The organism is Paracoccus pantotrophus (genome assembly GCF_008824185.1).
Lineage (GTDB): Bacteria > Pseudomonadota > Alphaproteobacteria > Rhodobacterales > Rhodobacteraceae > Paracoccus > Paracoccus pantotrophus.
The window spans coordinates 380,248-406,988 of record NZ_CP044423.1 but is presented as its reverse complement, the minus strand read 5'-3'; the positions used below and the strand labels follow the sequence as shown (position 1 = coordinate 406,988).

The following is a 26,741-nucleotide window of genomic DNA, read 5'->3' as shown; positions in this document are numbered from 1 at the left end:
CTGAGCGGGATTCGCACAAGGGGGGCGGCCCCGCAGTTTCGGATTTGCCGTCGATTCGGCGAAAAAACGGACATCACGGCTGCGGACCACGCGCCATGGGCCGGGCGCGCCCTGCGACGAAATCACGCAGGTAATCGTCCTCGGCCGCGTCCATTTCGGCCACCGTGCCCTGCCAGCGCATCCGCCCGCGATCCAGCAGCGCCACCCGGTCGGCGATGGCGCGCACCGAACTCATGTCATGGGTGATGGTGATGGCGGTGGCGCCGGTCTCGTCGACGATGCCGCGGATCAGGGCATTGATCGCCGCGGCGCGGATCGGATCGAGCCCCGTGGTCGGCTCGTCGAAGAAAATCACCTCGGGATCGGCGGCGATGGCGCGGGCCAGCCCGGCGCGCTTGCGCATCCCGCCCGAGAGTTCCGCCGGGTAAAGATCCGCCACCTCGGGGCCCAGCCCGACGCGGGCCAGCTTTTCGATGGCGATGACGCGGGCGCGCGCCTTGGGCATGGTCCGCAGCAGGCGAAAGGCGACGTTGCGCCAGACCGGCAGGCTGTCGAACAGCGCCGCGTTCTGGAACAGCATGCCGAAATGCTCCATGAACGCGCCCCGCTGCCCGGCCAGCGGCCGGCCCTGCCACAAGACCTCGCCCGCATCGGGCGTCTCCAGCCCCAGGATGCAGCGCAGGAGCACCGATTTCCCGGTGCCCGAGCCGCCGATCACCACCAGGCTTTCGCCCGTGGCCAGGTCCAGATCCACCCCGTCCAGCACCCGCTTGGCGCCATAGGCTTTGCAAAGGCCGCGCACCCCCAGCATCAGAAGAACAGCCCCGTCAGTGCGAAATTCGCGGCCAGGATGCCGACCGAGGCGGCGACCACGGCATTGGTCGTCGCCCGCCCGACGCCCGCAGCCCCGCCCGCCGCCGTCATGCCGAACCAGCAGCCCGACAGCGCCACGATCAGCCCGAAGACCGCGCCCTTCAAGAGGCCCGAGATCACGTCCCAGCTTTCCAGATAGGCCCAGGAATTGGACAGGTAGATGGCCGAGTTGAACCCCAGCGCGTTCACCCCGATCAGCCAGCCGCCCATGATGCCGATCACGTCGCCCACGCCGACCAGCACCGGCACGCAGAGCAGCGCCGCCCAGAGCCGGGGCGAGACTAGCCAGCCCATGGGATCGGTCGAAAGCGTCACCAGCGCGTCGATTTGCTCGGTCACGCGCATGGTGCCGAGTTCCGCCGCGACGGCGCTGGCGACCCGGGCCGCCACCATCAGCCCGCCCAGCACCGGGCCCAGTTCGCGCGCCATGCCGATGGCGACGATGGCCGGGACCACGTCGCCGGCCTGAAAGCGTTCGCCCCCGGAATGGATCTGCAGGGCCAGCGCCGCGCCGGTGAACAGCGCCGTCAGCCCGACCACCGGCAGGGACAGCCAGCCGATCTGCATGACCTGCCGCGCCAGTTCCGCCGGATGCTGCCCGATGCCGGCCAGGCCGCGCAGGGCAAAGAGCGTCACCCGTCCCGTCATCCGGGTCAGGCCGATCATCGCCCTGCCGGTCAGCCGGATCGGGGTCACAGCCAGCGACGCTCGTAGCGCCGGCCCAGCGAGGTCAGGATTTCATAGCCGATGGTGCCCGACAGCGCCGCCAGGGCGTCGACGCCCTGCCGCGCGTTCAGGATCTCCAGAGCCGGGGGCACGTCGGGCAGATCGGTCACATCGACGGTGATCAGGTCCATCGAGATGCGGCCGATCACCGGACAGGCATGCTCGCCGGCCCAGAGGCTCAGCTTGCCCTCCCGCGCCAGGGCCCGCGCCAGCCCGTCGGCATAGCCCGCCGCCACCGTCGCCACCCGCGAAGGCCGCTCGGCCGTCCAGGCATAGCCGTAGCCCACGGATTCGCCGGGGCGCACCTCGCGCACCTGGATCACCGGCAAGCCCAGCGTGACCACCGGCTGCGCATCGCCAAAGGGCTCGCCGCCGTAAAGCCCGATGCCGGGTCGCACCAGGTCGAAATGATAGTCCGGCCCCAGCAGGATGCCCCCCGTCGCCGCCAGCGAGCGCGGCACGGCCACGCCCTCGGTCATGGCGCGGAAGGCGGCGAGTTGCTGGGCATTCGCCGCATGGTCCGGCTCGTCGGCGCAGGCCAGGTGCGACATGATCAGCGCCGGATCGGCGGCCAGCGCCTCGGCCCGGATGGCGGCCCATTCGCCGGGCTCGATGCCCAGCCGGTTCATGCCGCTGTCCAGCTGGATGCCGAACGGCGCGCGCGGCCGCAATGCCCGGTCGCGGAAGAACTGCTCGGGGCTGTTCAACAGCGGGATCAGCCCGGCCAGGTCGGCGCCCTCCATATGGCCCGACAGCACGAAGATGCGCGCATCCTCGGGCAGAAGCGGCCGGATCGCCTGCCCCTCCGAGGCCAGCGCGACGAAGAAATCCCGCGCCCCGGCCGCGTAAAGCGCCGGCGCCACGCGATCCGCGCCCAGCCCATAGGCGTCGGCCTTGACCACCGCCGCCGCCCGCGCGCCCGCAGCCTTGGCCGCAAGCGCCTTCCAATTGGCCACGACGGCCGCAAGATCAATGACGAGTCCCATGGCAGCGGCATGGCTCTTGCCCCGGCCCGCGTCAAGGGTTTTAGCAATTTTGCTATTTGCAGCGAAATTATCTAGCATATTTTGCAAATTTTCGCCTTTCCGCTTCCCGCATCCGCAGCAAGCCGGTAGTTTGCCGCAAACCCAAAGGGAGACGGCTCATGAAGGACATCCTCGGCGAACTGGAATCGCGCCGCCGCGATGCGCGGCTGGGCGGCGGGCAGCGGCGCATCGACGCGCAGCACGCCCGCGGCAAGCTGACCGCGCGCGAGCGGCTCGAGCTGTTGCTGGACGAAGGGTCGTTCGAGGAATTCGACATGTTCGTCCGCCACCGCTCGACCGATTTCGGCATGGAGGAGGACCGTCCCTATGGCGACGGCGTCGTCACCGGCTGGGGCACGATCAACGGCCGCATGGTCTATGTGTTTTCGCAGGACTTCACCGTCTTCGGCGGCTCGCTGTCGGAAACCCATGCGCAGAAGATCTGCAAGATCATGGACATGGCGGTGCAGAACGGCGCCCCGGTGATCGGGCTGAACGATTCCGGCGGCGCGCGCATCCAGGAAGGCGTCGCCAGCCTCGCCGGCTATGCCGACGTGTTCCAGCGCAACATCATGGCCTCGGGCGTGGTGCCGCAGATCAGCGTCATCATGGGCCCCTGCGCCGGCGGCGCGGTCTATTCGCCGGCGATGACCGACTTCATCTTCATGGTCAAGGACACCAGCTACATGTTCGTGACCGGCCCGGACGTGGTCAAGACGGTGACGAACGAGGTGGTGACGGCCGAGCAGCTGGGCGGCGCCTCGACCCATACGAAGAAAAGCTCGGTCGCCGACGGCGCCTTCGAAAACGATGTCGAGGCCATGTCGGAAATCCGCCGGCTGGTCGATTTCCTGCCGCTGAACAACCGCGAGAAGGCGCCGACCCGGCCGTTCTTCGACGACCCGGCCCGCGTCGAGCCCAGCCTCGACACCCTGATCCCCGACAACCCGAACCAGCCCTATGACATGAAGGAACTGATCCTGAAGGTCGCGGACGAGGGCGATTTCTACGAGATCCAGAAGGATTTCGCCGCCAACATCATCACCGGCTTCATCCGTATCGAGGGCCAGACCGTCGGCGTCGTCGCCAACCAGCCGATGGTGCTGGCCGGCTGCCTCGACATCGACTCGAGCCGCAAGGCCGCGCGCTTCGTGCGCTTCTGCGACGCCTTCGAGATCCCGATCCTGACCTTCGTCGACGTGCCGGGCTTCCTGCCGGGCACCGGGCAGGAATATGGCGGCGTCATCAAGCATGGCGCCAAGCTGCTGTTCGCCTATGGCGAGGCGACGGTGCCGAAGGTCACGGTCATCACCCGCAAGGCCTATGGCGGCGCCTATGACGTCATGGCCTCGAAACACCTGCGCGGCGATTTCAACTATGCCTGGCCCACGGCGGAAATCGCGGTGATGGGCGCCAAGGGCGCGGTCGAGATCCTGTATCGCAGCGAGCTGGGCGATGCCGAAAAGATCGCCTCGCGCACCAAGGATTACGAGGACCGCTTTGCCAATCCCTTCGTCGCCGCCGAGAAGGGCTTCATCGACGAGGTGATCCAGCCGCATTCGACGCGCCGCCGCGTGGCGCGCGCCTTTGCCAGCCTGCGCGGCAAGAAGCTGTCGAACCCCTGGAAGAAGCACGACAACATCCCGCTGTAACTGCGGGAAACGAAGGGAGGAAGCATGTCGAGACTGGCGGCAATCGGTCTTGCGCTGGTGCCTGCGGCCGTTCTGGCCGGGGCGGCGGGCGTTGCCCCTGCGCAAGAGCCGGGCGCCGACATCACCCTGCCTTCGGGCGCGGTGGTGCGCTGGCTTGAGACCCGCCACGACAATGCCGGCGGTCTGGGCCTGACCTATCGCTTCCGCTTCATCATGCCCGACCTGGCGCAGCGGGTGCCCACGACCGCCGGGCCGGCCTCGGACTTCGCGCCGGACGAAGCGCGCGGTTCCATCGAAATCGACACCGAAAGCGGCGAGGCCTGGGGCGAGCAGGAGGATGACGGGCTGATCGACCCCGCGACCCTGGCCGAGCCGGCCGAGGCGGACATCCCCGCCCCGGCCGACGAAGAGGCCGCCGACGCCCTGGTCGGCGCCCCGGTCCTGCCCGCCGCGCCCGATGTGCTGGCGCAGGATCCGGTGCATGAGGACATCGTCTGGCTGTGCGAGAACTGGGCCTTGCCCCGCATCGCCGCCCCTCCTGCACCGCGGCCCAGCAAGATCACCATTAACCTGACCGACCGCGAAAGCGTTTTCGGCGCCTTCGACCCCGAAGCGGTGCAGGTTTTCGAGGGTTTCAGCCTGCCAAGCGACCGCGACGCCTGCGAATGGGAGCCGTGGTGATGCGCGCCCCTGGCCATCCTGATGCAAGCCTGCCACAGCGCCGCGCACCCGCGCGGCCGCGGCTTCAAGCTGCCTGTCGGCGCTTCGCGGCGCTGGCTATCATGCCGCCGCGGTCGCATGAGGCGACCGAATCTCAACCGAGCAGTCGGGACTTGACGGTCCCGCATCACAGGAGCACGACGATATGTCGAAAAAGCTTGCACTCGCCCTCGTCCTGGTCGGCCTCGCCGCAGCCTGCGCCAAGAAAGAGCCCGAAGTCACCCCGGTTCCGGTCCAGCCCGAGCCTGTTTTCCAGGGCAAATACGGCGCCAACTAAGCCATTGGCCGCGCGCGGGCTGCCTGGCGGCCCGCGCCATCTGCGTTCCGCCCGGCCCCCGCGCGACAACGCAATCCTGCAAGGGGGCAAGACATGCTGAAGCATCGCGGCTTTCCGGGCCGCCTTCCCGGCACCGATTTCCAGTTCATCATCCGCCGCGCCAACAAGAAGGGCGCGACACCGCTGGTCCGGCGCGAGCGTTACCGCGACCGCAAGCCGGCCGACCGCCGCGCCGATACCGCCTTTCTGGCCGCGCTGATCCAGCATTTCGGCGAGGAGCCTTTCCCGCGCGGCAATCTCGATGCCGGGCGGCTGTCCTGGCTGATCGGCCGCGAGGTGGTCGCGGTCGGCAAGCTGGATCCCACCGATTACGACCAGCTGCTGCGCGTGGACATGAAGCGCGCCGAAGCCAGCTTTCCCGAGCTTTTCGCCGCGGACGCCCCCGAGTTCGACTGGGAGGAATCCGGCTGGGACGAGGGCGACTGGGACGACGAGGACGAAGACTGATGGCCAGACGGGGGATGGGCGGATTGCCGCGTAGTCTTGTCTTTTCACACCGTTGTCAGTTTCTTCCGGGGTTGGCGCGTGCAATATTGTGCGCACCTCTATCACCAACGGCCCGGAAGCGGGTCCATAATACAGGCAAAACGCTATGCAAAAATCCGTCATCCTCCGTCTTTCCGGCGCGGTCCTGCTGGTCGCCGGCCTTGCCGCCTGCGAACAGGGCTATGGCGGCGGCTCGACCCTTTCGCCCGACGCGCAGCGCGCGGCTGGCGGTGCGCTCGCCGGTGCGGCCGTGGCAAAGATCATCGACGGTGACGTGGCCACCGGCGCGCTCATCGGTGCGGCTGGCGGCGCGCTTTGCGACGACGCCGGCGTCTGCCAGCGCCGCTACTGATTGCAACCGGGCCGTCGGCGCCGGATCGCATTCCCGCGCCGCCGCCCATCTCTCGGAGCAAACGAGATGTCCAAGAAACTCGTCTTTGCGCTTGGCCTGGGCCTTTTCGGCCTGGCCGGCTGCACCCAAGGCATCAATCCGACCGACATGGATCGCGGCATCATCGGTGCCGGTGTCGGTGCAACCGCAGCCCATCTGGGCGGCCATGACGTCGCCAAGGGCGCGGCAATCGGCGCTGTCGCCGGCGCGCTTTGCGACGACGTGCGTCTGTGCCAGTAAGGCTTTCGCCAAGCTGACGGCGCGCCCTCGCGCGCCGGTCAAGCCTTTTTCCAGCCGTCCCGGCATCTTGCCGGGGCGGCTTTTTCACGTTCGGGATCTGCCCCAAGGGAAAGAAGCATGTTCAAGAAAATCCTGATCGCCAACCGGGGCGAGATCGCCTGCCGGGTCATCAAGACCGCCAAGAAGATGGGCATCCAGACTGTCGCCGTCTATTCCGACGCCGACCGCAACGCGCTGCATGTCAAGATGGCGGACGAGGCGGTCCATATCGGCCCGCCCCCGGCGAACCAGTCCTATATCGTGATCGACAGGATCATGGAGGCGATCCGCCGGACCGGGGCCGAGGCGGTGCATCCCGGCTACGGCTTTTTGTCCGAGAACATGAAATTCGCCGAGGCGCTGGAGAAGGAGGGCGTCACCTTCATCGGCCCGCCCTCGCCCGCCATCGAGGCGATGGGCGACAAGATCACCTCGAAGAAGCTGGCGCAGGAGGCCGGGGTCAGCACGGTTCCCGGCTATATGGGCCTGATCGCCGATGCCGACGAGGCGGTGAAGATCTCGAAGGAAATCGGCTTTCCGGTGATGATCAAGGCATCCGCCGGCGGCGGCGGCAAGGGCATGCGCATCGCCTGGACCGAGCAGGAGGCGCGCGAGGGCTTCGAATCCTCCAAGAACGAGGCGGCGAACAGCTTTGGCGACGACCGCATCTTCATCGAGAAATTCGTGACGCAGCCGCGCCATATCGAGATCCAGGTGCTGGCCGACAAGCACGGCAATTGCGTCTATGTGCATGAACGCGAATGCTCGATCCAGCGCCGCAACCAGAAGGTGATCGAGGAGGCCCCCTCGCCCTTCCTGGACGAGGCGACCCGCAAGGCCATGGGCGAGCAGGCCGTGGCCCTGGCCAAGGCGGTGGGCTATACCTCGGCCGGCACGGTGGAGTTCATCGTCGACGGCCAGAAGAACTTCTATTTCCTGGAGATGAACACCCGCCTGCAGGTCGAGCATCCGGTGACGGAGTTGATCACCGGCATCGATCTGGTCGAGCAGATGATCCGCGTCGCCGCCGGCGAGACGCTGCCCTTCGCGCAGGCGGATCTGAAGATCAACGGCTGGGCCATCGAAAGCCGGCTTTACGCCGAGGATCCCTATCGCAACTTCCTGCCCTCGATCGGCCGGCTGACCCGCTATCGCCCGCCGGTCGAGACCGCGGCCGGACCGATGCAGGCCGCCGATACCTGGGTGCCTGCCCATCCCGGCGATCACCCGCCCGCCGCGGCGACCGGGGTGCGCAACGATACCGGCGTCTACGAGGGCGGCGAGATCAGCATGTATTACGACCCGATGATCGCCAAGCTCTGCACCTGGGCACCAAGCCGGGCCGAGGCCATCGAGCAGATGCGCCTGGCGCTGGACGAATTCGAGGTCGAGGGCATCGGCCACAACCTGCCCTTCCTGTCGGCGGTGATGGACCATCCGAAATTCGTCTCGGGCGACATCTCGACGGCCTTCATCGCCGAGGAATATCCCGAGGGCTTCCTGGGCGCGACCCTGCCCGATGCCGAGATCACCCGCGTCGCCGCCTCGGCCGCGGCCATGCACCGCGTGGCGGAAATCCGGCGCACCCGCATCTCGGGCCGGCTGGACAACCATGAACGCCATGTCGGCGAGCACTGGGTCGTCTTCACCGCCGGCAAGGAAATCCCGGTGCGCATCACCGCCGACAAGCAGGGCTCGACGGTCGAGATCGACGGCCGCAAGCTGCGCGTCGAAAGCGACTGGCTGCCGGGGCAATCGCTGGCGCGGCTGACGGTCGATGGCGCGCCCTTGGTGATGAAGGTGGACCGGCTGCCCTCGGGCTTCCGGCTGCGGGTGCGCGGCGCCGACCTGAAAACCTATGTGCGCCGGCCGCGCGCCGCGGAACTGGCGCGGCTGATGCCCGAGAAGCTGCCGCCCGACACCTCGAAATTCCTGCTCTGCCCGATGCCCGGCCTGGTGGTCAGGATCAATGTCGAGGCCGGGGACGAGGTGCAGGAAGGCCAGGCCCTGGCCACGGTCGAGGCGATGAAGATGGAAAACATCCTGCGCGCCGAAAGGAAGGCGGTGGTAAAATCCGTCAATGCCGCGCCGGGCGAAAGCCTCAAGGTCGATGACGTGATCATCGAGTTCGAGTGACAGGAAGCCGCCGGGCGCCCGCCAGCGCCCGGCCCAGGGATCGGGGATCATGCCGGTTTTCGACGATTATCTCAGCCCCCATGCGCAGCAGGCGTTGATCGCCGGGCTGTTCATCGCCGCGGGCTGGTGGGTCGTCGCCCTGCAGAACCGCCGCCGCGACGCCAAGCTGCGCGCCGAGCGGATCGGCGACGTGCAGCGCGCGCTTCTGGCCGAGATCCGCGCCCATGTCGTCGCGCTGGAGGCGCAGCGGCTGGACGAGGACGAGGCGCGGCAGCTCTTGGACGGCCTGCGCGCCAGCGGCCGGGTGCCGGTGATCCCGACCCAGGCCAATGACCGGATCTTCGCCGCCATCATCGACGAGGTGCATATCCTGCCCGCCTCGGTCATCGATCCGGTAGTAACCTATTACCGGCAACTGTCGGTCATGGCCGCCTTTGCCGAGGCGATCCGCGACCAGGCCAGAAAGGATCCGGCGCGGGCGGTCGAGATGTTCGGGGATTACCTGGGGCTGACCGAGGCGGCACGCGAGACCGGGCACGAAGCCATGCGGCTGCTCATGGCCAGCATCTTCGGCGGCGAGCGGGCGGTTCAGGAATTGCTGGAGCAGGAAGAACGGGCCGGCGCCGGGCGCATCGCCGCCGCCCTGCCCGGCGAGCTGGCGGAACTGCGCGACCGCCTCAGTAAGCGATCTTCGGACCGGAGCGGCCTTTGATGGGTTTCAGACCGACGATGATGGCCATTTCATTGGCGGTGCGGGCGCGGGCCAGCCGCTCGGCCAGCGAGGCATTGGCCGGACCGGGCTTGGCCTGGCCGGCTCCCGTCGCCGGGGCGGCGTCTTCCGTCACGCGCGGCCGGGGCGATTTGGCCATGGCAGTCCTCCTGTTCAGCGGGCATCCATGCTGCCCTGCCCCCAAGATAATGGCTGCGCGCCCGTCCCGCAATGAAATCGGTGCGATTTTCGCAAGCCCGCGTCACGGCAGCCCGGCGCGGCCGATTTCCTGCAAGCGCAGCGGAAACTTGTCGATGGCCCGCGTGATCTCGCGCACCGACCAGGGCACGGGCTTGCGCTGCTTGACCTGGCCGTCCTTGTCCATCAGCACCAGCGAGAAGCCCTCGGGGCGCAATTGCCGGCGCCAGATGCTTGCCGCCGCGGGGTCGGCATCGGTGATCACCACCACGTCGCGGGCGATCAGCGGCGCGGGATCGCGCTGCAAGGCGGACAGTTGCTCGATGAAGGCCGGATCGGCGGCGGTATTGGCAAAGATCACCACCGGCCGCGCCTGCCACATGAACTCGGCCGGATCGGCCTCGGCGGCGGGCAGCACCGTCAATTCGCCCGCAGGCGTCTGGGGACGCGCGGGCGTCGCCCCCTCGCTTCGTGCGGCGGGCACTTCGCCGCGGACATATGGGCGATGGCCGTCGGCCTCGCCTTCGGGCCTTGGACCCATCGCCGCCACCAGCGGCACCACGACCAGCAAAATCAACCGTTTCAGTTTCATCGCCCCCTCTTCTCCTCATTCATATAAGAGCCGAGGGGCCATGGGAAAGGATGCAAGATGACCGAAAGCACGAAAGCCGCCCTCGAGGAATGGCGCCGGCTCGCCAGCAAAGAGCTGAAAGGCGCCGATCCCGACAGCCTGACCTGGCATACGCTGGAGGGGATCGCGGTCAAGCCGCTCTACACCGAGGAGGACGTGAAGGGCCTGGACCATCTGGGCAGCCTGCCCGGCATCGAGCCCTTCACCCGCGGCCCGCGTGCCACCATGTATGCCGGCCGGCCCTGGACCATCCGGCAATATGCCGGCTTCTCGACCGCCGAGGAATCGAACGCCTTCTATCGCAAGGCGCTGGCCGCAGGGCAGCAGGGCGTTTCGGTCGCCTTCGACCTGGCCACACATCGCGGCTATGACAGCGACCATCCGCGGGTCGAGGGCGACGTGGGCAAGGCCGGCGTCGCCATCGACAGCGTCGAGGACATGAAGATCCTGTTCGACGGCATCCCGCTGGACAAGGTTTCCGTGTCCATGACCATGAACGGCGCGGTGATCCCGGTGCTGGCCAATTTCATCGTCACCGGCGAGGAACAGGGCCATTCCCGCGCCGTGCTGTCGGGCACCATCCAGAACGACATCCTCAAGGAGTTCATGGTCCGCAACACCTATATCTATCCGCCCGAGCCCTCGATGCGGATCATCGCGGACATCATCGAATACACCTCGCACGAGATGCCCAGGTTCAACTCGATCTCGATCTCGGGCTATCACATGCAGGAGGCCGGCGCGAACCTGGTGCAGGAACTGGCCTATACCCTGGCCGACGGGCGCGAATATGTCCGCGCCGCGCTGAAGGCCGGGATGGACGTGGACCAGTTCGCCGGGCGGCTGTCCTTCTTCTTCGCCATCGGCATGAATTTCTTCATGGAGGCGGCTAAGCTGCGCGCCGCGCGCCTGCTGTGGACGCGGATCATGAAGGAGTTCGAGCCGAAGAAGCCGGGCTCGCTGATGCTGCGCACGCATTGCCAGACCTCGGGCGTCAGCCTGCAGGAACAGGACCCCTACAACAACGTGGTCCGCACCGCCTACGAGGCGATGGCGGCGGCGCTTGGCGGCACGCAGTCGCTGCATACCAACGCGCTGGACGAGGCCATCGCGCTGCCGACCGAGTTCAGCGCCCGCATCGCCCGCAACACCCAGCTGATCCTGCAGGAGGAAACCGGCATCACCCATGTCGTCGATCCGCTGGCAGGTTCCTATTACGTCGAGAGCCTGACGCATGAGCTGGCCGAGAAGGCCTGGGCGCTGATCGAGGAGGTCGAGGCCATGGGCGGCATGACCAAGGCCGTCGCCTCGGGCATGCCCAAGCTGCGCATCGAGGAGACCGCCGCCCGCCGCCAGGCCATGATCGACCGCGGCGAGGAGGTGATCGTCGGGGTGAACAAGTATCGCCTGGCCAAGGAAGACCCGATCGACATCCTCGATATCGACAACATGAAGGTGCGCGAGGCGCAGATCGCCCGGCTGCACAAGATGCGCGAGACGCGGGACGAGGTGCAATGCCAGGCGGCGCTGGCCGAGCTGTCGCGCCGGGCAAAGGAAGGCGGCAACCTGCTGGAAGCCGCGGTCGAAGCCGCGCGCGCGCGCGCTTCTGTGGGGGAAATCAGCATGGCAATGGAAAAGGAATTCGGCCGCCACCGCGCCGAGGTCAAGACCCTGGCCGGCGTCTATGGCGCCGCCTATGAAGGCGACGACGATTTCGCGCAGATCCAGCGCGACGTCGAAACCTTCGCCGAGCAGGAAGGCCGCCGCCCGCGCATGCTGGTGGTCAAGATGGGCCAGGACGGCCACGACCGCGGCGCCAAGGTCATCGCCACCGCCTTTGCCGATATCGGCTTCGACGTCGACGTGGGGCCGCTGTTCCAGACCCCCGAGGAAGCCGCGCAGGATGCCATCGACAACGACGTGCACGTGGTGGGCATCTCGTCTCAGGCGGCCGGGCACAAGACCCTGGCGCCGAAGCTGATCGCGGCCTTGAAGGAGCAGGGCGCGGGCGACATCATCGTGATCTGCGGCGGCGTGATCCCGCAGCAGGATTACGATTTCCTGAAGAAGGCCGGGGTGAAGGCGATCTTCGGGCCGGGGACCAACATCCCCGCGGCGGCGCGCGACATCCTGGGCCTGATCCGCGCGGCGCGGGCGGCATGACAGACCTGCGGCCGGGGCGCCTGGCGTCGCGGCCGCAGGGGTATTTGGGGAACGAAGAAGCGCGCGGCCCTTGCCCGAGGGACGGCGCGGCAAAGGAGGCCCGGCGATGATGCTGCGTCCTGCGACCGACCGGGATATTCCGGCGATCCTGGCGTTCTGGAACCCGCTGATCCGCGAGACCACGATCACCTTTTCCAGCGAGGAGAAGACGGCCGAAGGGCTGGCGCGGATGATCGCGGGGCGGCTGGCCGCGGGGCGGGCCTTCCTGGTCGCCGAGGAGGCCGGCGCGGTGCTGGGGTTGGCGAGCTATGACCAGTTCCGCCCCGGCGACGGCTATGCCCATTGCATGGAGCATACCGTCATCCTGTCGCCCGCCGCGCACGGGCGCGGCATCGGCCGGGCGCTGATGGCGGCGCTGGAGGATCATGCCCGCGTGCGGGGCGCGCATGGCATGATCGCCGCGGTTTCAGCCGAGAACGAGGCCGGCCTCGCCTTTCACCGCGCCATCGGCTATCGCGAGGTCGGGCAGGTGCCGCAGGCGGGGCGCAAGTTCGGCCGGTGGCTGGACCTGGTGCTGCTGCAAAAGATCCTCTGACCCGGCTTGCCTGCCGCCGGGTGCTATGGAACACTCGGGCCCGCAAGCGCGGGGACAGGATGGACGACGGCAGGGGCGGGCAGATCACCGGCATCGCGGGCAATGGAAAAATCGGCCGGAAAGGCGTTTTCTTGAAACGCAAGGTGCATGCCCCCCGCGGGATAACGGCCTTCGTGCCGCCCGATGCGATCCTGCTGCGCCGGGGCGCACCGCCTGATCCTGGGCAGGCGGCATTCGGCGACCCACCGCATGCGGGCCTGCGCCGTGGCCTGCTTCCCGTTGTTGCCTGCATCGGTGGTGCATCATGGCCAGGATAGGCGCACCACCCGAGACGCATTACACTCTGCCCGCGGATTTCGCCGCCGCCCTGGGGCATTGCGTGGCGAATTTCGGCTGGCTCGAGGAGATCATCAAGCGCACCATCTATGCACTGGACCGGGCGCGGCTGGCCGACGACCTGACCGAGGAAGAGCTGCAAAGCTGGCTGACCCGCATGGTCTCGATCGCCGACGATTCCATGGGCACGCTGATCGAGCAGCTCGACGCCGCCATGCGCCGCTATCCCGGCCTGCGCGACCGCAACCGCATCACCGACCGGCTGGCCGAGATCCGCCTGCAACGCAACCTGCTTTGCCATGCCTCCTGGCGGCCGACCGAGGACAAGGCGCGCTGGCACCCCGCCTTCGTCAACACCAGGGGCGAGGTGCAACGCCAGCCGCTGAGCATCGCCGACCTGGAGGCTATCCGCGCCGATACGGTCGAGATCGGCACCCGCGTGCTGCGGGTGATGCGGGCGACCGGCGTCAAGGGCTATTGGGCGGGGGATGACGAGGCCTGATCCCATGCGCGTTGCAACGTGCCGCGCCATCCGCTAACACCGCTTCGTCCATAGATAAGAGTTTCATATGTCCGCCCAGAACCAGGGGCAAAACGCCTCTCCGCTGCGTCTCGGCATCGCTGGCCTTGGGACGGTCGGCACCGGCACCGTCAAGATCATCCAGAAACACGCCGCCCTGCTGGCCCTGCGCGCCGGCCGGCCGATCGCCATCACCGCCGTCAGCGCCCGCGACCGGATGAAGAACCGCGATGTGGACCTGTCCGGCTATGCCTGGGAGGATGACGCCCGCACGCTCGCCCTGCGCGAGGACGTGGATGTCTTCGTCGAGCTGATCGGCGGCGACGAGGGCATTGCGCGCGAGGCGGTGACGGCCGCGCTGCGCGCCGGCAAGGACGTGGTGACGGCCAACAAGGCGCTGCTGGCGATCCACGGCCAGGAACTGGCGGAACTGGCCGAGGCCAATGGCCGGGTGATCCGTTTCGAGGCCGCGGTGGCCGGCGGCATCCCGGTGATCAAGGCGATGACCGAATCGCTTTCCGGCAACGAGATCCGCCGCATCATGGGGGTGATGAACGGCACCTGCAACTATATCCTGACCCGGATGGAAAGCGCCGGCCTGCCCTATGAGGAGGTTTTCGAGGAGGCGCGCCAGCTGGGCTATCTCGAGGCCGATCCGACGCTGGACGTGGGCGGCATCGACGCCAGCCACAAGCTGGCGATCCTGGCCGCCATCGCCTTCGGCACCCGGCCCAGCTTCGACGCGGTCGAGATCGAGGGCATCGAGCGGGTCAGCATCGACGACATCCGCCGCGCCGCCGACATGGGCTATCGCATCAAGCTGCTGGGCGTGGCGCAGATGACCGGGCGCGGCCTCGAGCAGCGCATGTCGCCCTGCCTGGTGCCCGCCGACAGCCCGCTGGGGCAGTTGCAGGGCGGCACCAACATGGTGGTGATCGAGGGCGATGCGGTCGGCCAGATCGTGCTGCGCGGCGCCGGCGCCGGCGAGGGCCCGACCGCCAGCGCGGTGATGTCCGACGTGGTCGAGATCGCGCGCGGCGTGCGCATGCCCAGCTTTGGCCAGCCGGCCGCGACGCTGGCCAGCCCGCAGTCGGCGCGGACCGCGGTGCCGGCGGCCTATTACATTCGCCTGCAACTGACCGACAAGCCCGGGGCGCTGGCCAAGGTGGCCTCGGTGCTGGGCGATGCCGGCATCTCGATCGACCGCATGCGGCAATACGGCCATTCCCGCACCGAAGGCGTGGCGCCGGTGCTGATCGTCACCCACAAGACCACGCCCGAGGCCATCGACCACGCCATCGAGGCCCTGCCGCGCACCGGCGTCATCGCCGGCGAACCGGTCGAGCTGCGGATCGAAGAAGTCTAGGGTCAGGATGCATTGATTTTCAGTGTGCTACGTGATTCACGGCTCGGAAAACGGAGCGGTGACATGAGCGACCTGTACTGGCTGACCGACGAGCAGATGACCAAGCTTGCCCCTTTCTTCCCGAAGTCGCACGGCAAGCCACGCGTCGATGACAAGCGTGTTCTAAGCGGGATTATCTTCATCAATCGCAATGGTTTGCGCTGGCGAGATGCCCCCAGGGAGTATGGGCCGCACAAGACGCTCTACAGCCGGTGGAAGCGTTGGAGCGAGAAAGGCATTTTCGCCAGGATGATGATCGGGCTGGCCGCCGACCACGGCGAGGAAAAGACCGTGATGATCGACGCGACCTATCTGAAAGCGCACCGCACCGCGACCAGCTTGGCCGTGAAAAAGGGGGGCGTGGACGCCTCGTCGGCCGGACCAAGGGCGGCATGAACACGAAGCTGCATGCCATCTGTGACAGCCAGGGCCGACCGCTCGACCTGTTCGTCACCGCAGGGCAGGTCAGCGACTACATCGGGGCGCGGGCGTTGCTCAGCAGCCTCCCAAAGGTCGATTGGCTGCTCGGGGATCGCGGCTATGACGCCGACTGGTTCCGGGAAGCCTTGCAGGACAAGGGGATACGAGCCTGCATCCCCGGCCGAAAGCAGCGCAAGACACCGGTCAAATACGACAAGCGCCGATACAAGCGGCGCAACCGCATCGAGATCATGTTTGGCAGGCTCAAGGACTGGCGGCGCGTGGCAACCCGATACGACAGATGCCCGAAGGTCTTCCTCTCGGCCATCGCGCTCGCGGCAACCGTCATTTATTGGTTATGAATCCTGACCCTAGCACGGTTCAGGCCATCGGCAGCCTCTCGTGACCGGCCGGGATCGCCGGTCTGATTTGCCCGGATCGGATGATCCACCAGGGCGCTGCCGCTGGCGACGCGACAGAAATGTAATGCGCCATCATGGCCGATCATCGCATTGGCCCTTGCAGGATCGGGGAGGGTCGCGCCCCTTCGTCTCCGATCCGTGCGATAACAATCGGAAGGTGGGGTGACGACGGCGCAGGAAAAGCCATCGGTTACCCGGTTCAGACCCGGTTCGGTCGCCTTTACGGCGCGATCCGGCTGCGTCTCGTGATCGCTCTCCACCCGATATCGGGCCTCTCCGGCCTCATGTCGCGGCCTTGAGGTTCAGCCGTTCCTCGAGCTTTGCGGCCGTCTCCTTGCGCTCGCTGTAGCGGTCGGTCAGGAAGGCCGACAGGTCGCGGGTCAGCAGGGTGAACTTCACCAACTCCTCCATCACGTCGACGATGCGGTCGTAATAGCTCGACGGCCGCATGCGGCCGGCCTCGTCGAATTCCTGATACGCCCTGGCGACCGAGGACTGGTTGGGGATCGTCAACATCCGCATCCAGCGGCCCAGCACCCGCATCTGGTTCACCGCGTTGAAGCTCTGCGAGCCGCCCGAAACCTGCATCACCGCCAGCGTGCGGCCCTGCGTTGGCCGGATCGCCCCCATCGACAGCGGGATCCAGTCGATCTGCGCCTTCATCACCCCGGTCATCGCGCCGTGGCGTTCCGGGCTGGTCCAGACCTGGCCCTCGGACCACAGGCACAGCTCACGCAGCTCCTGCACCTTGGGATGCGACGGGTCGGCATCCTCGGGCAGCGGCAGGCCGTTGGCGTGGAACACCCGCGTCTCGCAGCCGAAATGGCGCAGCAGGCGCTCGGCCTCCAGCGTGGCGAAGCGGCTGTAGGAGCGTTCGCGCAGCGAGCCGTAGAGCAACAGGATGCGCGGCGGATGGGTTACTCGCGGCAGGTCGGGGACCGCGGGCGCGCGCAGGCAGTCGGGCGACAGGTTCGGCAGGTCGGGGATCATGCGCGGGCCTCTTGCGGGGTTGCTGCGGGGAACCAGCGGCGGCCCAGCCACAGGGCGGCGTTGACCAGAAGGATCAGCACCGGCACCTCGACCAGCGGGCCGATGACCGCGGCGAAGGCCACGGGCGAGGCCAGCCCATAGGCGGCGATGGCGACGGCGATGGCCAGCTCGAAATTGTTGCCGGCGGCGGTGAAGGCGATGGCGGTGCTGCGCGGATAGTCCCGCGCGATCAGGCGGCCCATGGCGAAGCTGACGGCGAACTGGATGGCGAAGTAGAGCACCAGCGGCACGGCGATCCTGATGGTGTCGAGCGGCAGGCGCACGACATCGCCGCCCTTCAGGCTGAACATCGCCACGATGGTGAAGAGCAACGCGGCCAGCGTGATCGGGCTGATCTTCGGCAGGAAGACGTCCCGATACCACTCCTCGCCCCTGCGCCGGATCAGCACATGCCGGGTCAGGAAGCCGGCGGCGAAGGGGATGCCGAGATAGATCAGAACCGCCTCGGTCACCGTCCGGAAACCCACCTCGATCACGCTGCCCTCCAGCCCGAACAAGGGCGGCAGCACGGTCAGGAACAGCCAGGCATAGGTCGAGAAGAACAGGATCTGGAAGATCGAGTTGAAGGCCACCAGCCCGGCGACATATTGCCCGTCGCCGCGCGCCAGCTGGTTCCAGACCAGCACCATGGCGATGCAGCGCGCCAGGCCGATCAGGATCAGCCCGGTCATGTATTCCGGCTGGTCGCGCAGGAAGATCACCGCTAAGGCGAACATCAGCACCGGCCCGATCAGCCAGTTCTGCACCAGCGACAGCACCAGCACCCGCCTGTCGGCAAAGACCCGGGGCAGGTCCTCGTAACGCACCTTGGCCAGCGGCGGATACATCATCAGGATCAGCCCGATGGCGATGGGGATGTTGGTCGAGCCGACCGCCATGGCGTTCAGCGCATCCGGCAGGCCGGAGAACAGCGTGCCCAGCAGGATGCCGAGCGCCATGGCCGCGAAGATCCACAAGGTCAGGTAGCGGTCGAGAAAGGAAAGCCGGCGGGCCGGGCTGTCGGGGGTCATCACCTGCTCCTTTCAGGCCGGGCGAATGCGGTTGCCTTGGGCATCCACGACTTGCTCGCCATCTTCCTTGCTGAAGGCGGCGCGCTGCGGCGGCAGCAGGTCCAGCACCTGCTCCGAGGGCCGGCAAAGCCGCACGCCCCTGGGGCTGACCACGATGGGCCGGTTGATCAGCACCGGATGCGCCATCATCGCCTCGATCAGCGCGGCGTCGGTCAGCGCCGGGTCGTCCAGGCCAAGCTCGGCATAGGGCGTGCCGTTCTGGCGCAGCAGATCGCGCGGGGCGATGCCCATGCGGGCGATAAGCTGTTTCAACATCGCGCGCGAGGGCGGCGTCTTGAGATATTCCACCACATGCGGCTCGATCCCGGCATTGCGGATCAGCGCCAGCACGTTGCGCGAGGTGCCGCAGTCGGGGTTGTGATAGATCACGACATCCATGTCGGCCCCCGCCCCGGCCGCGCCTTCGGAGCGTCCGATCTCGTGCAGCCTGGAGACGAGGCTGGCGCGATCGAGGGTGCCGATCGGCAGGGCGGCAAAGGCCTGGATGCGCGCCTTCATGTAGCGCAGCGTCTCGATGAAGGCCATGTCGCGCTGCAACTCGCTGCCGGTCGCGGCTGCCGGGTCTGGAAGGCCCCAATGCGCCGTCATCGGCTGGCCCGGCCAATAGGGACAGGCCTCGCCCGCCGCGTCGTCGCAAACGGTGAAGACGAAATCCATCACCGGCGCGTCGGGCGCGGCGAATTCGTCCCAGCTTTTCGAGCGCAGCCCTTCGGTCGGGTAATGGTAGTTCTGCAGGATCTTCAGGGTCCGCGGATGCACCTCTCCCTTCGGCTGGCTGCCGGCCGAGAAGGCGCGGAACCGCGCGCCGCCCTCCTTGCGCAGCACGCTTTCGGCGATGAGCGAGCGGGCAGAGTTGCCGGTGCAGAGAAACAGCACGTTGAAGACACGAGGCGAGGCGTCAGCCATGCAGGGCATCCTTGCTGGGTTCACAGGAACAGGACAGCGCGGCCGCGACCGGCGCGCAGATCTCGGGGTGGCCGTCGCAGCAATCGCGCATCAGGAATGCGATCAGTCCGGCCAATGTCGCAAAGACGGCGCTGTAGATGATGAAGCGCCCCTCGCGCCGGGACCGGATCAGCCCGGCATGTTCGAGATGGGTCAGGTGGAACGACAGCCGCGAGGTGCTGGCACCCCCCAGGGCCTCGCCGATCGCCCCGGCCGCCATGCCCTCCGGCCCGGCCTTGACCAGCAGCCGGACGATGCGCAGCCGGGTCTCCTGCGACAGCGCCGCGAAGCCGGCAAGGGCGCGTTGCTCTTCCATCGAATCAACCCCTCAATATGTGTTGAGTCATATGCCGCCGAGAGCGGTATGTGTCAAGCCGCCGCGCTCGGACTGGTGGCAGGGTGCCGCGAATACCGGTTCGCTTCCCTCGTGGACCGGTCCCCGCAAAACCTGTGCCTCGGAAGAAGCGGCCGTTCCGCCGCGCCGCGTTATCCATATTCGGGGATGCAGAACGGAAACCCCGGCCAAGCCCGGCATTCATATCGGCGTGGCATTGCGTATAGAGAAATGGCCCGGCGTGACATTCCACGTCACGCGGGCCCGGCGGTACCCAAGCCAAGTGATCGGAGAGGACCGAATGAAGATGACCGCATTGCGGCCAGCGCAAGGGACAGCAGGAGAGGTCTTTGCGACCTTCCTCAAGCTCGGCCTGACCAGTTTCGGCGGGCCGATCGCGCATCTGGGCTATTTCCGCGACGAGGTGGTGACACGGCGCGGCTGGCTGAGCGACAGCGCCTATGCCGACCTGGTGGCGTTGTGCCAGTTCCTTCCCGGCCCGGCCTCCAGCCAGGTGGGCTTTGCATTGGGAATGATGCGGGCCGGCTGGCTGGGGGCGCTGGCGGCCTTCACCGCCTTCACATTGCCTTCGGCGCTGATGCTTGCGGCTTTCGCCATGACGGCGGCCGGCATTTCGGGGCCTGGGGGAGTTGGGGTGCTTCACGGGCTCAAGATCGTCGCGGTAGCGATTGTCGCGCAGGCGGTCTGGGGCATGGCGAAGACCCTCTGCCCCGACAAGGAACGCGCGGCGATCGCGGTCGGCGCTGTCGCGGTGCTGGCTTTCGTGCCGGGCGCGTTCGGCATGGTGGGCGCGATCCTGCTGGGCGCGTCCGCGGGCCTGCTGTTGCGGTGCAGCGCGGGCACGCCCGTCGGCGGGCATGTCTCCATGCCGGTCTCGTCCAGAGCCGCGATCGGCGCATTCATTGCCTTCCTTGCGCTTCTGGTCCTGCTGCCGGTCGTCGCCGGCCACGGCCAGGCATGGGCGGTCGTCGACAGCTTCTACCGCGCGGGCTCTCTGGTCTTCGGCGGCGGGCATGTGGTGCTGCCGCTCTTGCAGGCCGAGGTGGTGCGGCCCGGCTGGGTCACGCCGGACGCATTTCTTGCGGGCTACGGCGCGGCCCAGGCGGTGCCGGGACCGCTCTTCACCTTCGCCGCCTATCTGGGTGCGGCGCTGGGGCCGGAGCCGAACGGCGCAATCGGGGCAGCCCTGGCGCTGCTGGCCGTTTTTCTTCCCGGCTTCCTGATCCTGATCGCGGTCTTGCCCTTCTGGGACCGGTTCCGGTCCATGGCCACCGCGCAATCCCTGATGCGAGGAGCAAATGCGGCGGTCGTGGGCATCCTCGGCGCGGCACTCTATGCGCCGGTCTTCACCGGCGCGGTCGGGGATCTGCGGGATCTCGCACTGGCGCTGGCCTGCTTCGTCATGCTCACGGCATGGAAAACGCCGCCATGGCTGGTCGTCATCGTCGCGGCGCTGGGTGGCGCGGGCCTTGCGCTGTTCGGCTGAGGAAAGGTGGTCCGGGACATGGACATGCGGCCGGAAACCCTGCGGGCAGAACCCTGCCATGGCCGCGCGAAGTCGTCCGGGGCGGTCAGATCGCCAGGGTCATCACGCTTGCTCCCTGCTTCGGCATGGCAATTCCGGGTTGCCAATGCGACATGTTTGCGCATAACAGGCGCCCGAAACGCATGGAGCCGGGTGCAACTCCCGGCTGGCTCTTCCGGCCGCCGATCCGCCGGACAACCCGAACCTAAACCCCAAGATCGAAAACTCGACATGCGGCCCCATGCCGGGCCCTGATCGGTCAGGAACGGATGACATGATTTCACTTGATACCTACCGGGCCCAATGGTTCGGCAATATCCGCGGCGACCTGCTGGCCGGGCTGGTCGTGGCGCTGGCGCTGATCCCCGAGGCCATCGCCTTTTCCATCATCGCCGGCGTCGACCCGAAGGTCGGGCTTTACGCCAGCTTTTCCATCGCGGTGCTGATCGCCTTTACCGGCGGGCGGCCGGGCATGATCTCGGCTGCCACGGCGGCAACGGCGGTGCTGATGGTCACGCTGGTGCGCGACCACGGGCTGCAATACCTGCTGGCCGCCACCGTGCTGGCCGGGCTGATCCAGATCGGCGCCGGGCTGCTGCGCCTGGGTTTCGTCATGCGCTATGTGTCAAAATCGGTGATGACCGGCTTCGTCAATGCGCTGGCGATCCTGATCTTCCTGGCGCAATTGCCGGAACTGGACCCGTCCAGGGTCACCTGGCTGACCTATGTTCTGGTCGCGGCCGGGCTGGCCATCATCTACCTGTTTCCGCGGCTGACCAGGGCGATCCCCTCGCCGCTGGTCGCCATCGTCGTGCTGACGGCACTCTCGATGGCCTTCGGCTGGGACGTGCGCACGGTGGGCGACATGGGCGCGCTGCCCGACACGCTGCCGGTCTTCATGCTCCCGCAGATCCCGCTGACGGGGCAGACGCTGCTGATCGTCCTGCCCTATGCGCTGGCCATCGCGGTGGTGGGCCTGCTGGAAAGCCTGATGACGCAGAACCTGGTCGATGAGCTGACCGACACGAAATCGGACCGCAACCAGGAATGCATCGGCCAGGGCATCGCCAATACCGCCACCGGCTTCATCGGCGGCATGGCCGGCTGCGCGATGATCGGGCAGAGCATGATCAACGTGAAATCCGGCGGACGCGGGCGGCTTTCGGCCTTTACCGCCGGTTTCGTGCTGCTGATCCTGGTGGTCTTTCTGGGGGAATGGGTGGCGCGGATCCCGATGCCCGCGCTGGTGGCGATCATGATCATGGTCAGCATCGGCACCTTCTCGTGGTCGTCGCTGAAGAACCTGCGGACCCATCCGCGGTCTTCCTCGGCGGTGATGCTCGCGACCGTGGCGATCGTGGTCTGGACCCACAACCTCGCCATCGGCGTGCTGGCCGGCGTTCTGCTCTCGGGCATCTTCTTTGCTGCCAAGATCGCGCAGCTGTTCAAGGTCACGACCCATCTCACTCCGGGCGGCCGGGTGCGCAGCTATGTGATCGAGGGCCAGCTGTTCTACGGCTCGGTCGAGGATTTCATGGCGGCCTTCGACTTTAACGAGGCGGTCGAGAAGGTGATCATCGATGTCAGCCGCGCCCATATCTGGGACATTTCCTCGGTGCAGGCGCTGGACATGGCGGTGCTGAGGTTCCGCCGCGGCGGGGCCCAGGTCGAGCTCTTCGGCATGAACGAGGCATCGGAGACCATCGTCGACAGGCTTGCCATCCATGACAAGCCCGGCGCGATGGACAGGCTGATGGCGCATTGAGGCAGGCAGGCCGAACAACCTCCGAAGGTCGTCGCGCTTGTCGATGGCCCGGCCTATTCGGCCAGCGTCTGCGACCATGCCGCCTGGGCGGCGGGGGTCGAATCCGGAACGCGCCTTGCGCGCCAGCCATGGGCCGGCTTCGTCGCCTTGCGCGCGTTCCGGCCGATTTCCAGGGTGCCGGTCATCTGGAGGCGTTCTGAAGACGGCGCAGGCAGATTTCAAATAAATAGAACAAAACATATGAAATTATATAATTGTGAGCATGATCTGGCTTCGATAATGTGAGGGGAACCGCATGAGGAGGCCTGCGGTAGGGCAATATTCAGTCAATGCTCGGCATTCAGTCGGGGCATGTCGGATCAACCCGGCATCCCGCCCGGCGATGGCGTGCGCGATGACGGTTAGGGAGGATGAATGCAGCACGCCGTGCGCCTGGACAATGTCGACATCAGCTTTGGAGGGACGGGAAAGACTGTATTCCGCGCGGTAGCCGGGGCCAATCTGAGCGTTGCAAAGGGCGAATTCGTCGCCATCGTCGGCCCGACGGGCTCGGGCAAATCGACGCTGCTGAACGCGGCCGCCGGATTGCTGAAGCCCTCGGCCGGCACCGTCGAGATCCAGGGCCAGCCGCTCCAGGGCCTCAACGGGCGCGCGGGCTACCTGTTCCAGGCCGATGCGCTGATGCCGTGGAAGACCTCGCGCGACAATGTCGCCATCGCGCTGGAGATCTCGGGCACGCCGCGGCGCGAAGCCCTGGAGCGGGCCGAGGAATGGCTGGAAAAGGTCGGCCTGAAGGGGTTCGGGCACCGCTATCCCCACATGCTCTCGGGCGGCCAGCGCAAGCGCGTCGCCATGGCGCAGGTGCTGATCCGCGACCCGGAAATCCTGCTGATGGACGAGCCCTTCGGCCCGCTGGACGCGCAGACCCGGCTGATCATGGGCGACCTGCTGCTGGACCTGTGGCAGCAGGACCGCAAGGCGGTGATGTTCGTGACCCACGACCTCGAGGAAGCCATCGCGCTTGCCGACCGGGTGGTCATCATGTCGACGGGGCCGGACGCCAAGCTGATCGGGGATTTCACCATTCCCCTGGCGCGGCCGCGGGACGTGTCCGAGATCAAGCTGTCCCCGAGTTCCAGGAGCTGCACCGCGACATCTGGCACCTGCTGAAAGAGCAGGTGCTCAAGGCCTATGGCAACCAGAACCGGGAGGAGCGGGCATGAGCAGAACCGTCCTGACAACCCTGCAGATCCTCGTGGCGGTCGTTGCCGTCGCGCTGTGGTGGGTGATCACCCAGACCTCGATCCTGGGCGATCCGGCGCGGATCCAGTTCTTCTTCTCGACGCCCGCCGATGTGTTCTGGCAGATCGTGGCATGGTTCAGGAGCGGCGAGATCTGGCGGCATCTGTGGATCACGCTGGTCGAGGCGGCGCTGGCCTTCGTCATCGGCGCGGTGGCCGCGATGATCGCCGGGTTCTGGCTGGCGCGCCGGCCCAGGCTGGCCGCGGTCTTCGACCCCTATGTCAAGGCCGCCAATGCCTTGCCGCGCGTGGTGCTGGCGCCGATCTTCACGCTGTGGTTCGGCCTGGGCATCTGGTCCAAGGTGGCGCTGGGGTTCACGCTGGTCTTCTTCATCGTCTTCTTCAACGTCTACCAGGGCGTGAAAGAAGTGAACCGCACCGTGCTGCAGAACGCCCGGATGCTGGGCATGACCGAGCGCCAGCTGCTGCGCCATGTCTACCTGCCCTCGGCGCTGAGCTGGGTGTTCTCCTCGCTGCATGTCTCGATCGGCTTTGCCGTGGTCGGCGCGGTGGTGGGCGAATACCTGGGGTCTTCCGCCGGGCTCGGCTATCTGATCGCGCAGGCCGAGGGCATGTTCGACATCGCCGGCGTGTTCGCGGGCATGTTCGTCCTGTCGGCCTTTGTCCTTCTCATCGACTGGGGGGTGACGCTGGTGGAAAGGAAGCTGCTGGTCTGGCAGCCCGACAACAATCACTGAAGGGAGGAGCAAAGATGACGATGCTCAGGACTATCCTTGCGGCGGCGCTGGTGGCGGGCGCGACGCCTGCGGCGGCCGAAACCGTCAAGATCGCGATCGGCGGGGCCAGCTGCATCTGCTACATGCCCGTCGTCCTGGCCGAACAGCTGGGCCTTTACGAAAAGCACGGGGTCGATGTCGAGCTCGTGGATTTCAAGGGCGGCTCGGCGGCGCTGAAGGCGGTGGTCGGCGGCAGCGCGGACGTGGTCTCGGGCTATTACGAACACACGATCACGCTGGCGGCCAAGCGGCAGGAGCTGTCCTCGTTCGTGCTGATGGGGCGGCTGCCCGGCATCGCCGTGGCCGTAGCGCCCGGCAAGACCGACGAGGTCAAGACGATCAAGGATCTTGCCGGCAAGACCGTGGGGATCAGCGCGCCGGGTTCCTCGACCGACTTCTTCCTCAAATACATGCTGTCGCAGAACGGGCTGGACCCGAATGCCGCCTCGGTCGTCGGCGTCGGCGTCGGCGCCACCGCGGTCGCGGCGCTGGAGCAGGGCCGGATCGACGCGGTGGTCACGCCCGATCCGGCGATCACCCAGCTGCAGAACCGGCATGCCGACCTGCCCGTACTGGTCGATACCCGGAAAGAGGCGGATACCCACGCCCTGTTCGGCGCCGACTATCCCGGCGCGGCGCTTTATACCCGCACGGAATGGCTTGAGCAGCACCCCGAACAGGCCCAGGCGCTGGCCGCCGCCATCGTCGAGACGCTGGAATACATCCACAACACCCCCGCCGAGGAGATCGCGGCGAAGATGCCGCCCAATCTGGTCGGCGCCGACCCGCAGATCTATATCGAATCGCTGAACAACAGCATGGAAATGCTGTCGGAAACCGGGCTGGTGGATGCGAAGGGCGCCGAAGCCGTGCAAACGATGCTGAGCTTCAACCTGCCCGAGGTCGCCGGCGCCAAGGTCGACCTGGGCAAGACCTATACCAATGCCTATGTCGAAAAGGTCTCGGCGCAACGGTGAAGCGGTGAAACCGATGCAAAGGCCCCGTCCGCCCGGACGGGGCCTTCGTCATTCCGCCTCGACCAGCCTTGCCGGCCAGATGCCGTCCTTGACGGCGCGGACGATCAGGTCGCGGATCAGGTCGCGGATCGTCTCGAGCGCGATGGTCGGCGGCCGGTCCGTCTGCTCGCAAAGATAAAGCGTCCGCGTCAGGGTCGGCGAGATGATCGGCCGCCAGTGCAGCCTGCCGGACTTGATCTCCTCGCCCATGAACAGCGTCGTTCCGATGGTGCAGCCCAGCCCCTCGCGGACCGCGCCGGAAATCGCATGAACCGAATTCATCTGCAGCTGGCTGGTCGCATAGATCTGTTCCAGGGTCTTGTGATGGTCCAGCAGCGCCCGCGCCGCCATGCCCTGGCGCAGCATGATGATCTTGAAATCCAGCAGTTCCGATACCGTTACCGGTTCCGACCCGCTGCCGATGATCTCGCGCTTGCCGATCAGGACCAGATCCTCCTCCAGGATCGGCGTGGCCTTGAAGGTGCTGGTCAGCGGCGGATTGTAGGCCAGCCCCAGGTCGGCATCGGCCGAGGACAGATGCAGCAGGGTGGTGCTGGACAGGCTTTCGATCATGTTGAGCTGCAGGTTCGGGTAATCCTCGACCACGACCTTGGCCAGCTGGACGCCGATGGCCTGGATCGCGGAATAGGCCAGGGCCAGCGACACCTCGCCCGAGACATCGTCGCGAAAGGTGGAGAGATCCCTTTTCGCCACCTCGACCGTCTTCAGGATGGACCGGGCATGAAAGTAAAGCCGCTCGCCCGCCGCCGTGGCCTCGAGCCCGCGCGACTTTCGGTGAAACAGCGGCGCGCCGATCTCGGCCTCGAGATTGGAAAGGTGATAGCTCAGCGCGGAAACCGCGATTCTCTCGGCATCCGCCGCCGCAGACAGGCTCTTGTTGTCGTAGATGCTGCAGAAATACCGCAATTGCTTCAGATCCAAGAGCGCCTCGC

Annotated in this window: 30 protein-coding genes and 1 other annotated feature; of the genes, 19 read left to right on the top strand and 11 right to left on the bottom strand. The window is 66.9% G+C overall.

Annotated features, from left to right (window positions below; genetic code table 11):
- Positions 1-73 precede the first annotated feature (73 nt).
- From ESD82_RS01990 to alr, 3 genes are read right to left on the bottom strand one after another with little or no spacing between them, the layout of a single operon-like run.
- The gene (locus ESD82_RS01990; RefSeq protein WP_147429128.1) at positions 74-811 is read right to left on the bottom strand and encodes an ABC transporter ATP-binding protein; all 738 of its coding nucleotides are present in this window, start codon (positions 809-811) and stop codon (positions 74-76) included.
- Positions 811-1,569, bottom strand: a complete 759-nt coding sequence (locus ESD82_RS01985) for an MlaE family ABC transporter permease (protein WP_147429129.1) — start codon at positions 1,567-1,569, stop codon at positions 811-813. The genes ESD82_RS01990 and ESD82_RS01985 overlap by 1 nt, the downstream gene beginning before the upstream one ends.
- On the bottom strand, positions 1,566-2,585 hold the full coding sequence (gene alr / locus ESD82_RS01980) for an alanine racemase (protein WP_147429130.1): 1,020 nt from the start codon (positions 2,583-2,585) through the stop codon (positions 1,566-1,568). The genes ESD82_RS01985 and alr overlap by 4 nt, the downstream gene beginning before the upstream one ends.
- Positions 2,586-2,743: 158 nt before the next feature.
- Between alr and ESD82_RS01975 the strand changes: the two genes are divergently transcribed.
- From ESD82_RS01975 to ESD82_RS01945, 8 genes are all read left to right on the top strand, one after another.
- Positions 2,744-4,276 carry an acyl-CoA carboxylase subunit beta gene (locus ESD82_RS01975; RefSeq protein ID WP_024842433.1) on the top strand — a complete coding sequence of 511 codons (1,533 nt, stop codon included), beginning with the start codon at positions 2,744-2,746 and terminating at the stop codon, positions 4,274-4,276.
- Positions 4,277-4,300: 24 nt separating this feature from the next.
- Positions 4,301-4,957: a DUF6497 family protein gene (locus ESD82_RS01970; protein WP_147429131.1), complete on the top strand. Its 657-nt coding sequence runs from the start codon at positions 4,301-4,303 to the stop codon at positions 4,955-4,957.
- Between the two features lie 184 nt (positions 4,958-5,141).
- Positions 5,142-5,273 (top strand): hypothetical protein, encoded by a 132-nt coding sequence (locus ESD82_RS22410; RefSeq protein ID WP_256233572.1) that lies wholly within the window; start codon positions 5,142-5,144, stop codon positions 5,271-5,273.
- A gap of 93 nt (positions 5,274-5,366) precedes the next feature.
- On the top strand, positions 5,367-5,780 hold the full coding sequence (locus ESD82_RS01965; RefSeq protein WP_024842431.1) for a hypothetical protein: 414 nt from the start codon (positions 5,367-5,369) through the stop codon (positions 5,778-5,780).
- Positions 5,781-5,925: 145 nt separating this feature from the next.
- Positions 5,926-6,171, top strand: a complete 246-nt coding sequence (locus tag ESD82_RS01960) for a hypothetical protein (RefSeq protein WP_011749921.1) — start codon at positions 5,926-5,928, stop codon at positions 6,169-6,171.
- Between the two features lie 66 nt (positions 6,172-6,237).
- On the top strand, positions 6,238-6,450 hold the full coding sequence (locus ESD82_RS01955) for a hypothetical protein (protein ID WP_024842430.1): 213 nt from the start codon (positions 6,238-6,240) through the stop codon (positions 6,448-6,450).
- A 117-nt stretch (positions 6,451-6,567) separates the two neighbouring features.
- Complete coding sequence (locus ESD82_RS01950; RefSeq protein ID WP_024842429.1) at positions 6,568-8,625, top strand: acetyl-CoA carboxylase biotin carboxylase subunit; 2,058 nt, start codon at positions 6,568-6,570, stop codon at positions 8,623-8,625.
- A 49-nt stretch (positions 8,626-8,674) separates the two neighbouring features.
- On the top strand, positions 8,675-9,337 hold the full coding sequence (locus ESD82_RS01945; protein WP_024842428.1) for a hypothetical protein: 663 nt from the start codon (positions 8,675-8,677) through the stop codon (positions 9,335-9,337).
- Here the strand turns inward: ESD82_RS01945 and ESD82_RS01940 are convergent.
- Both ESD82_RS01940 and ESD82_RS01935 read right to left on the bottom strand, forming a co-directional pair.
- The gene (locus tag ESD82_RS01940; RefSeq protein ID WP_147429132.1) at positions 9,303-9,494 is read right to left on the bottom strand and encodes a hypothetical protein; all 192 of its coding nucleotides are present in this window, start codon (positions 9,492-9,494) and stop codon (positions 9,303-9,305) included. The genes ESD82_RS01945 and ESD82_RS01940 overlap by 35 nt on opposite strands.
- Positions 9,495-9,596: 102 nt before the next feature.
- Complete coding sequence (locus tag ESD82_RS01935) at positions 9,597-10,124, bottom strand: DUF4174 domain-containing protein (RefSeq protein ID WP_024842426.1); 528 nt, start codon at positions 10,122-10,124, stop codon at positions 9,597-9,599.
- Between the two features lie 57 nt (positions 10,125-10,181).
- On the opposite strand from ESD82_RS01935, the gene scpA reads away from it, so the two are divergent.
- The 6 genes from scpA to ESD82_RS01905 all read left to right on the top strand — a co-directional run bounded on the left by scpA (position 10,182) and on the right by ESD82_RS01905 (position 15,964).
- Entirely contained in the window at positions 10,182-12,326 is a 2,145-nt protein-coding gene (scpA, locus tag ESD82_RS01930) for a methylmalonyl-CoA mutase (RefSeq protein ID WP_147429133.1), read from the top strand.
- A 106-nt stretch (positions 12,327-12,432) separates the two neighbouring features.
- Positions 12,433-12,921, top strand: a complete 489-nt coding sequence (locus ESD82_RS01925; RefSeq protein ID WP_074990839.1) for a GNAT family N-acetyltransferase — start codon at positions 12,433-12,435, stop codon at positions 12,919-12,921.
- Between the two features lie 59 nt (positions 12,922-12,980).
- Entirely contained in the window at positions 12,981-13,238 is a 258-nt protein-coding gene (locus ESD82_RS01920) for a hypothetical protein (protein ID WP_147429134.1), read from the top strand.
- Complete coding sequence (locus tag ESD82_RS01915; RefSeq protein ID WP_024842423.1) at positions 13,226-13,759, top strand: hypothetical protein; 534 nt, start codon at positions 13,226-13,228, stop codon at positions 13,757-13,759. The genes ESD82_RS01920 and ESD82_RS01915 overlap by 13 nt, the downstream gene beginning before the upstream one ends.
- A 67-nt stretch (positions 13,760-13,826) precedes the next feature.
- Complete coding sequence (locus ESD82_RS01910; RefSeq protein ID WP_147429135.1) at positions 13,827-15,143, top strand: homoserine dehydrogenase; 1,317 nt, start codon at positions 13,827-13,829, stop codon at positions 15,141-15,143.
- 63 nt (positions 15,144-15,206) lie between these two features.
- Positions 15,207-15,964 (top strand): IS5-like element IS1248A family transposase gene (locus ESD82_RS01905; protein ID WP_114669439.1). Its coding sequence is split into 2 segments (ribosomal slippage): positions 15,207-15,528 and positions 15,528-15,964, totalling 759 coding nucleotides; the frame shifts between segments, so codons are not numbered across the junction.
- Positions 15,965-16,306: 342 nt separating this feature from the next.
- Here ESD82_RS01905 and arsH read toward each other — a convergent pair.
- The 4 genes from arsH to ESD82_RS01885 are packed head-to-tail and all read right to left on the bottom strand — an operon-like array spanning position 16,307 to position 19,405.
- Positions 16,307-17,014, bottom strand: a complete 708-nt coding sequence (arsH, locus tag ESD82_RS01900; RefSeq protein ID WP_147429136.1) for an arsenical resistance protein ArsH — start codon at positions 17,012-17,014, stop codon at positions 16,307-16,309.
- Positions 17,011-18,084, bottom strand: a complete 1,074-nt coding sequence (arsB, locus tag ESD82_RS01895) for an ACR3 family arsenite efflux transporter (protein WP_147429137.1) — start codon at positions 18,082-18,084, stop codon at positions 17,011-17,013. The genes arsH and arsB overlap by 4 nt, the downstream gene beginning before the upstream one ends.
- A gap of 12 nt (positions 18,085-18,096) precedes the next feature.
- Complete coding sequence (arsC, locus tag ESD82_RS22680; RefSeq protein ID WP_147429138.1) at positions 18,097-19,050, bottom strand: arsenate reductase (glutaredoxin); 954 nt, start codon at positions 19,048-19,050, stop codon at positions 18,097-18,099.
- Complete coding sequence (locus ESD82_RS01885; RefSeq protein ID WP_010400452.1) at positions 19,043-19,405, bottom strand: ArsR/SmtB family transcription factor; 363 nt, start codon at positions 19,403-19,405, stop codon at positions 19,043-19,045. The genes arsC and ESD82_RS01885 overlap by 8 nt, the downstream gene beginning before the upstream one ends.
- A gap of 325 nt (positions 19,406-19,730) precedes the next feature.
- Here ESD82_RS01885 and chrA point away from each other — a divergent pair, with 325 nt between their 5' ends.
- Entirely contained in the window at positions 19,731-20,930 is a 1,200-nt protein-coding gene (chrA, locus tag ESD82_RS01880) for a chromate efflux transporter (RefSeq protein WP_208852050.1), read from the top strand.
- A gap of 181 nt (positions 20,931-21,111) precedes the next feature.
- Positions 21,112-21,169: a sequence feature (sul1 is cis-regulatory element that is thought to sense ions involved in sulfur or methionine metabolism; They are found in Alphaproteobacteria), on the top strand.
- Between the two features lie 74 nt (positions 21,170-21,243).
- Complete coding sequence (locus tag ESD82_RS01875) at positions 21,244-22,734, top strand: SulP family inorganic anion transporter (RefSeq protein ID WP_147429139.1); 1,491 nt, start codon at positions 21,244-21,246, stop codon at positions 22,732-22,734.
- Positions 22,735-22,787: 53 nt separating this feature from the next.
- On the opposite strand, the gene ESD82_RS22405 is transcribed toward ESD82_RS01875, so the two are convergent.
- Positions 22,788-22,919: a hypothetical protein gene (locus ESD82_RS22405; RefSeq protein WP_276330390.1), complete on the bottom strand. Its 132-nt coding sequence runs from the start codon at positions 22,917-22,919 to the stop codon at positions 22,788-22,790.
- 229 nt (positions 22,920-23,148) lie between these two features.
- Here ESD82_RS22405 and ESD82_RS01870 point away from each other — a divergent pair, with 229 nt between their 5' ends.
- The 3 genes from ESD82_RS01870 to ESD82_RS01860 are packed head-to-tail and all read left to right on the top strand — an operon-like array spanning position 23,149 to position 25,749.
- Positions 23,149-23,904, top strand: coding sequence for an ABC transporter ATP-binding protein (locus ESD82_RS01870; protein WP_244314485.1), 756 nt, complete (start codon positions 23,149-23,151; stop codon positions 23,902-23,904).
- A 49-nt stretch (positions 23,905-23,953) separates the two neighbouring features.
- Complete coding sequence (locus tag ESD82_RS01865; protein ID WP_123130283.1) at positions 23,954-24,733, top strand: ABC transporter permease; 780 nt, start codon at positions 23,954-23,956, stop codon at positions 24,731-24,733.
- A 14-nt stretch (positions 24,734-24,747) separates the two neighbouring features.
- On the top strand, positions 24,748-25,749 hold the full coding sequence (locus tag ESD82_RS01860) for an ABC transporter substrate-binding protein (RefSeq protein WP_123130284.1): 1,002 nt from the start codon (positions 24,748-24,750) through the stop codon (positions 25,747-25,749).
- 48 nt (positions 25,750-25,797) lie between these two features.
- Here the strand turns inward: ESD82_RS01860 and ESD82_RS01855 are convergent, their stop codons facing one another.
- The gene (locus ESD82_RS01855; protein ID WP_123130285.1) at positions 25,798-26,730 is read right to left on the bottom strand and encodes a LysR family transcriptional regulator; all 933 of its coding nucleotides are present in this window, start codon (positions 26,728-26,730) and stop codon (positions 25,798-25,800) included.
- Between the last annotated feature and the right edge of the window lie 11 nt (positions 26,731-26,741).

Bases quoted from the DNA above. Each gene is read 5' to 3' on its own strand.
- alr (WP_147429130.1), bottom strand. From the start codon at position 2,585: ATGGGACTCGTCATTGATCTTGCGGCCGTCGTGGCCAATTGGAAGGCG.
- ESD82_RS01955 (WP_024842430.1), top strand. From the start codon at position 6,238: ATGTCCAAGAAACTCGTCTTTGCGCTTGGCCTGGGCCTTTTCGGCCTG.
- arsC (WP_147429138.1), bottom strand. From the start codon at position 19,050: ATGGCTGACGCCTCGCCTCGTGTCTTCAACGTGCTGTTTCTCTGCACC.
- ESD82_RS01915 (WP_024842423.1), top strand. From the start codon at position 13,226: ATGGCCAGGATAGGCGCACCACCCGAGACGCATTACACTCTGCCCGCG.
- ESD82_RS01910 (WP_147429135.1), top strand. From the start codon at position 13,827: ATGTCCGCCCAGAACCAGGGGCAAAACGCCTCTCCGCTGCGTCTCGGC.
- ESD82_RS01860 (WP_123130284.1), top strand. From the start codon at position 24,748: ATGACGATGCTCAGGACTATCCTTGCGGCGGCGCTGGTGGCGGGCGCG.
- ESD82_RS01965 (WP_024842431.1), top strand. From the start codon at position 5,367: ATGCTGAAGCATCGCGGCTTTCCGGGCCGCCTTCCCGGCACCGATTTC.
- ESD82_RS01960 (WP_011749921.1), top strand. From the start codon at position 5,926: ATGCAAAAATCCGTCATCCTCCGTCTTTCCGGCGCGGTCCTGCTGGTC.
- ESD82_RS01975 (WP_024842433.1), top strand. From the start codon at position 2,744: ATGAAGGACATCCTCGGCGAACTGGAATCGCGCCGCCGCGATGCGCGG.
- arsB (WP_147429137.1), bottom strand. From the start codon at position 18,084: ATGACCCCCGACAGCCCGGCCCGCCGGCTTTCCTTTCTCGACCGCTAC.
- arsH (WP_147429136.1), bottom strand. From the start codon at position 17,014: ATGATCCCCGACCTGCCGAACCTGTCGCCCGACTGCCTGCGCGCGCCC.
- ESD82_RS01885 (WP_010400452.1), bottom strand. From the start codon at position 19,405: ATGGAAGAGCAACGCGCCCTTGCCGGCTTCGCGGCGCTGTCGCAGGAG.
- ESD82_RS01920 (WP_147429134.1), top strand. From the start codon at position 12,981: ATGGACGACGGCAGGGGCGGGCAGATCACCGGCATCGCGGGCAATGGA.
- ESD82_RS01990 (WP_147429128.1), bottom strand. From the start codon at position 811: ATGCTGGGGGTGCGCGGCCTTTGCAAAGCCTATGGCGCCAAGCGGGTG.
- ESD82_RS01870 (WP_244314485.1), top strand. From the start codon at position 23,149: ATGCAGCACGCCGTGCGCCTGGACAATGTCGACATCAGCTTTGGAGGG.
- ESD82_RS01935 (WP_024842426.1), bottom strand. From the start codon at position 10,124: ATGAAACTGAAACGGTTGATTTTGCTGGTCGTGGTGCCGCTGGTGGCG.
- chrA (WP_208852050.1), top strand. From the start codon at position 19,731: ATGACCGCATTGCGGCCAGCGCAAGGGACAGCAGGAGAGGTCTTTGCG.
- ESD82_RS01865 (WP_123130283.1), top strand. From the start codon at position 23,954: ATGAGCAGAACCGTCCTGACAACCCTGCAGATCCTCGTGGCGGTCGTT.
- ESD82_RS01945 (WP_024842428.1), top strand. From the start codon at position 8,675: ATGCCGGTTTTCGACGATTATCTCAGCCCCCATGCGCAGCAGGCGTTG.
- ESD82_RS22405 (WP_276330390.1), bottom strand. From the start codon at position 22,919: ATGACCGGCACCCTGGAAATCGGCCGGAACGCGCGCAAGGCGACGAAG.
- ESD82_RS01925 (WP_074990839.1), top strand. From the start codon at position 12,433: ATGATGCTGCGTCCTGCGACCGACCGGGATATTCCGGCGATCCTGGCG.
- scpA (WP_147429133.1), top strand. From the start codon at position 10,182: ATGACCGAAAGCACGAAAGCCGCCCTCGAGGAATGGCGCCGGCTCGCC.
- ESD82_RS01875 (WP_147429139.1), top strand. From the start codon at position 21,244: ATGATTTCACTTGATACCTACCGGGCCCAATGGTTCGGCAATATCCGC.
- ESD82_RS01940 (WP_147429132.1), bottom strand. From the start codon at position 9,494: ATGGCCAAATCGCCCCGGCCGCGCGTGACGGAAGACGCCGCCCCGGCG.
- ESD82_RS22410 (WP_256233572.1), top strand. From the start codon at position 5,142: ATGTCGAAAAAGCTTGCACTCGCCCTCGTCCTGGTCGGCCTCGCCGCA.
- ESD82_RS01950 (WP_024842429.1), top strand. From the start codon at position 6,568: ATGTTCAAGAAAATCCTGATCGCCAACCGGGGCGAGATCGCCTGCCGG.
- ESD82_RS01970 (WP_147429131.1), top strand. From the start codon at position 4,301: ATGTCGAGACTGGCGGCAATCGGTCTTGCGCTGGTGCCTGCGGCCGTT.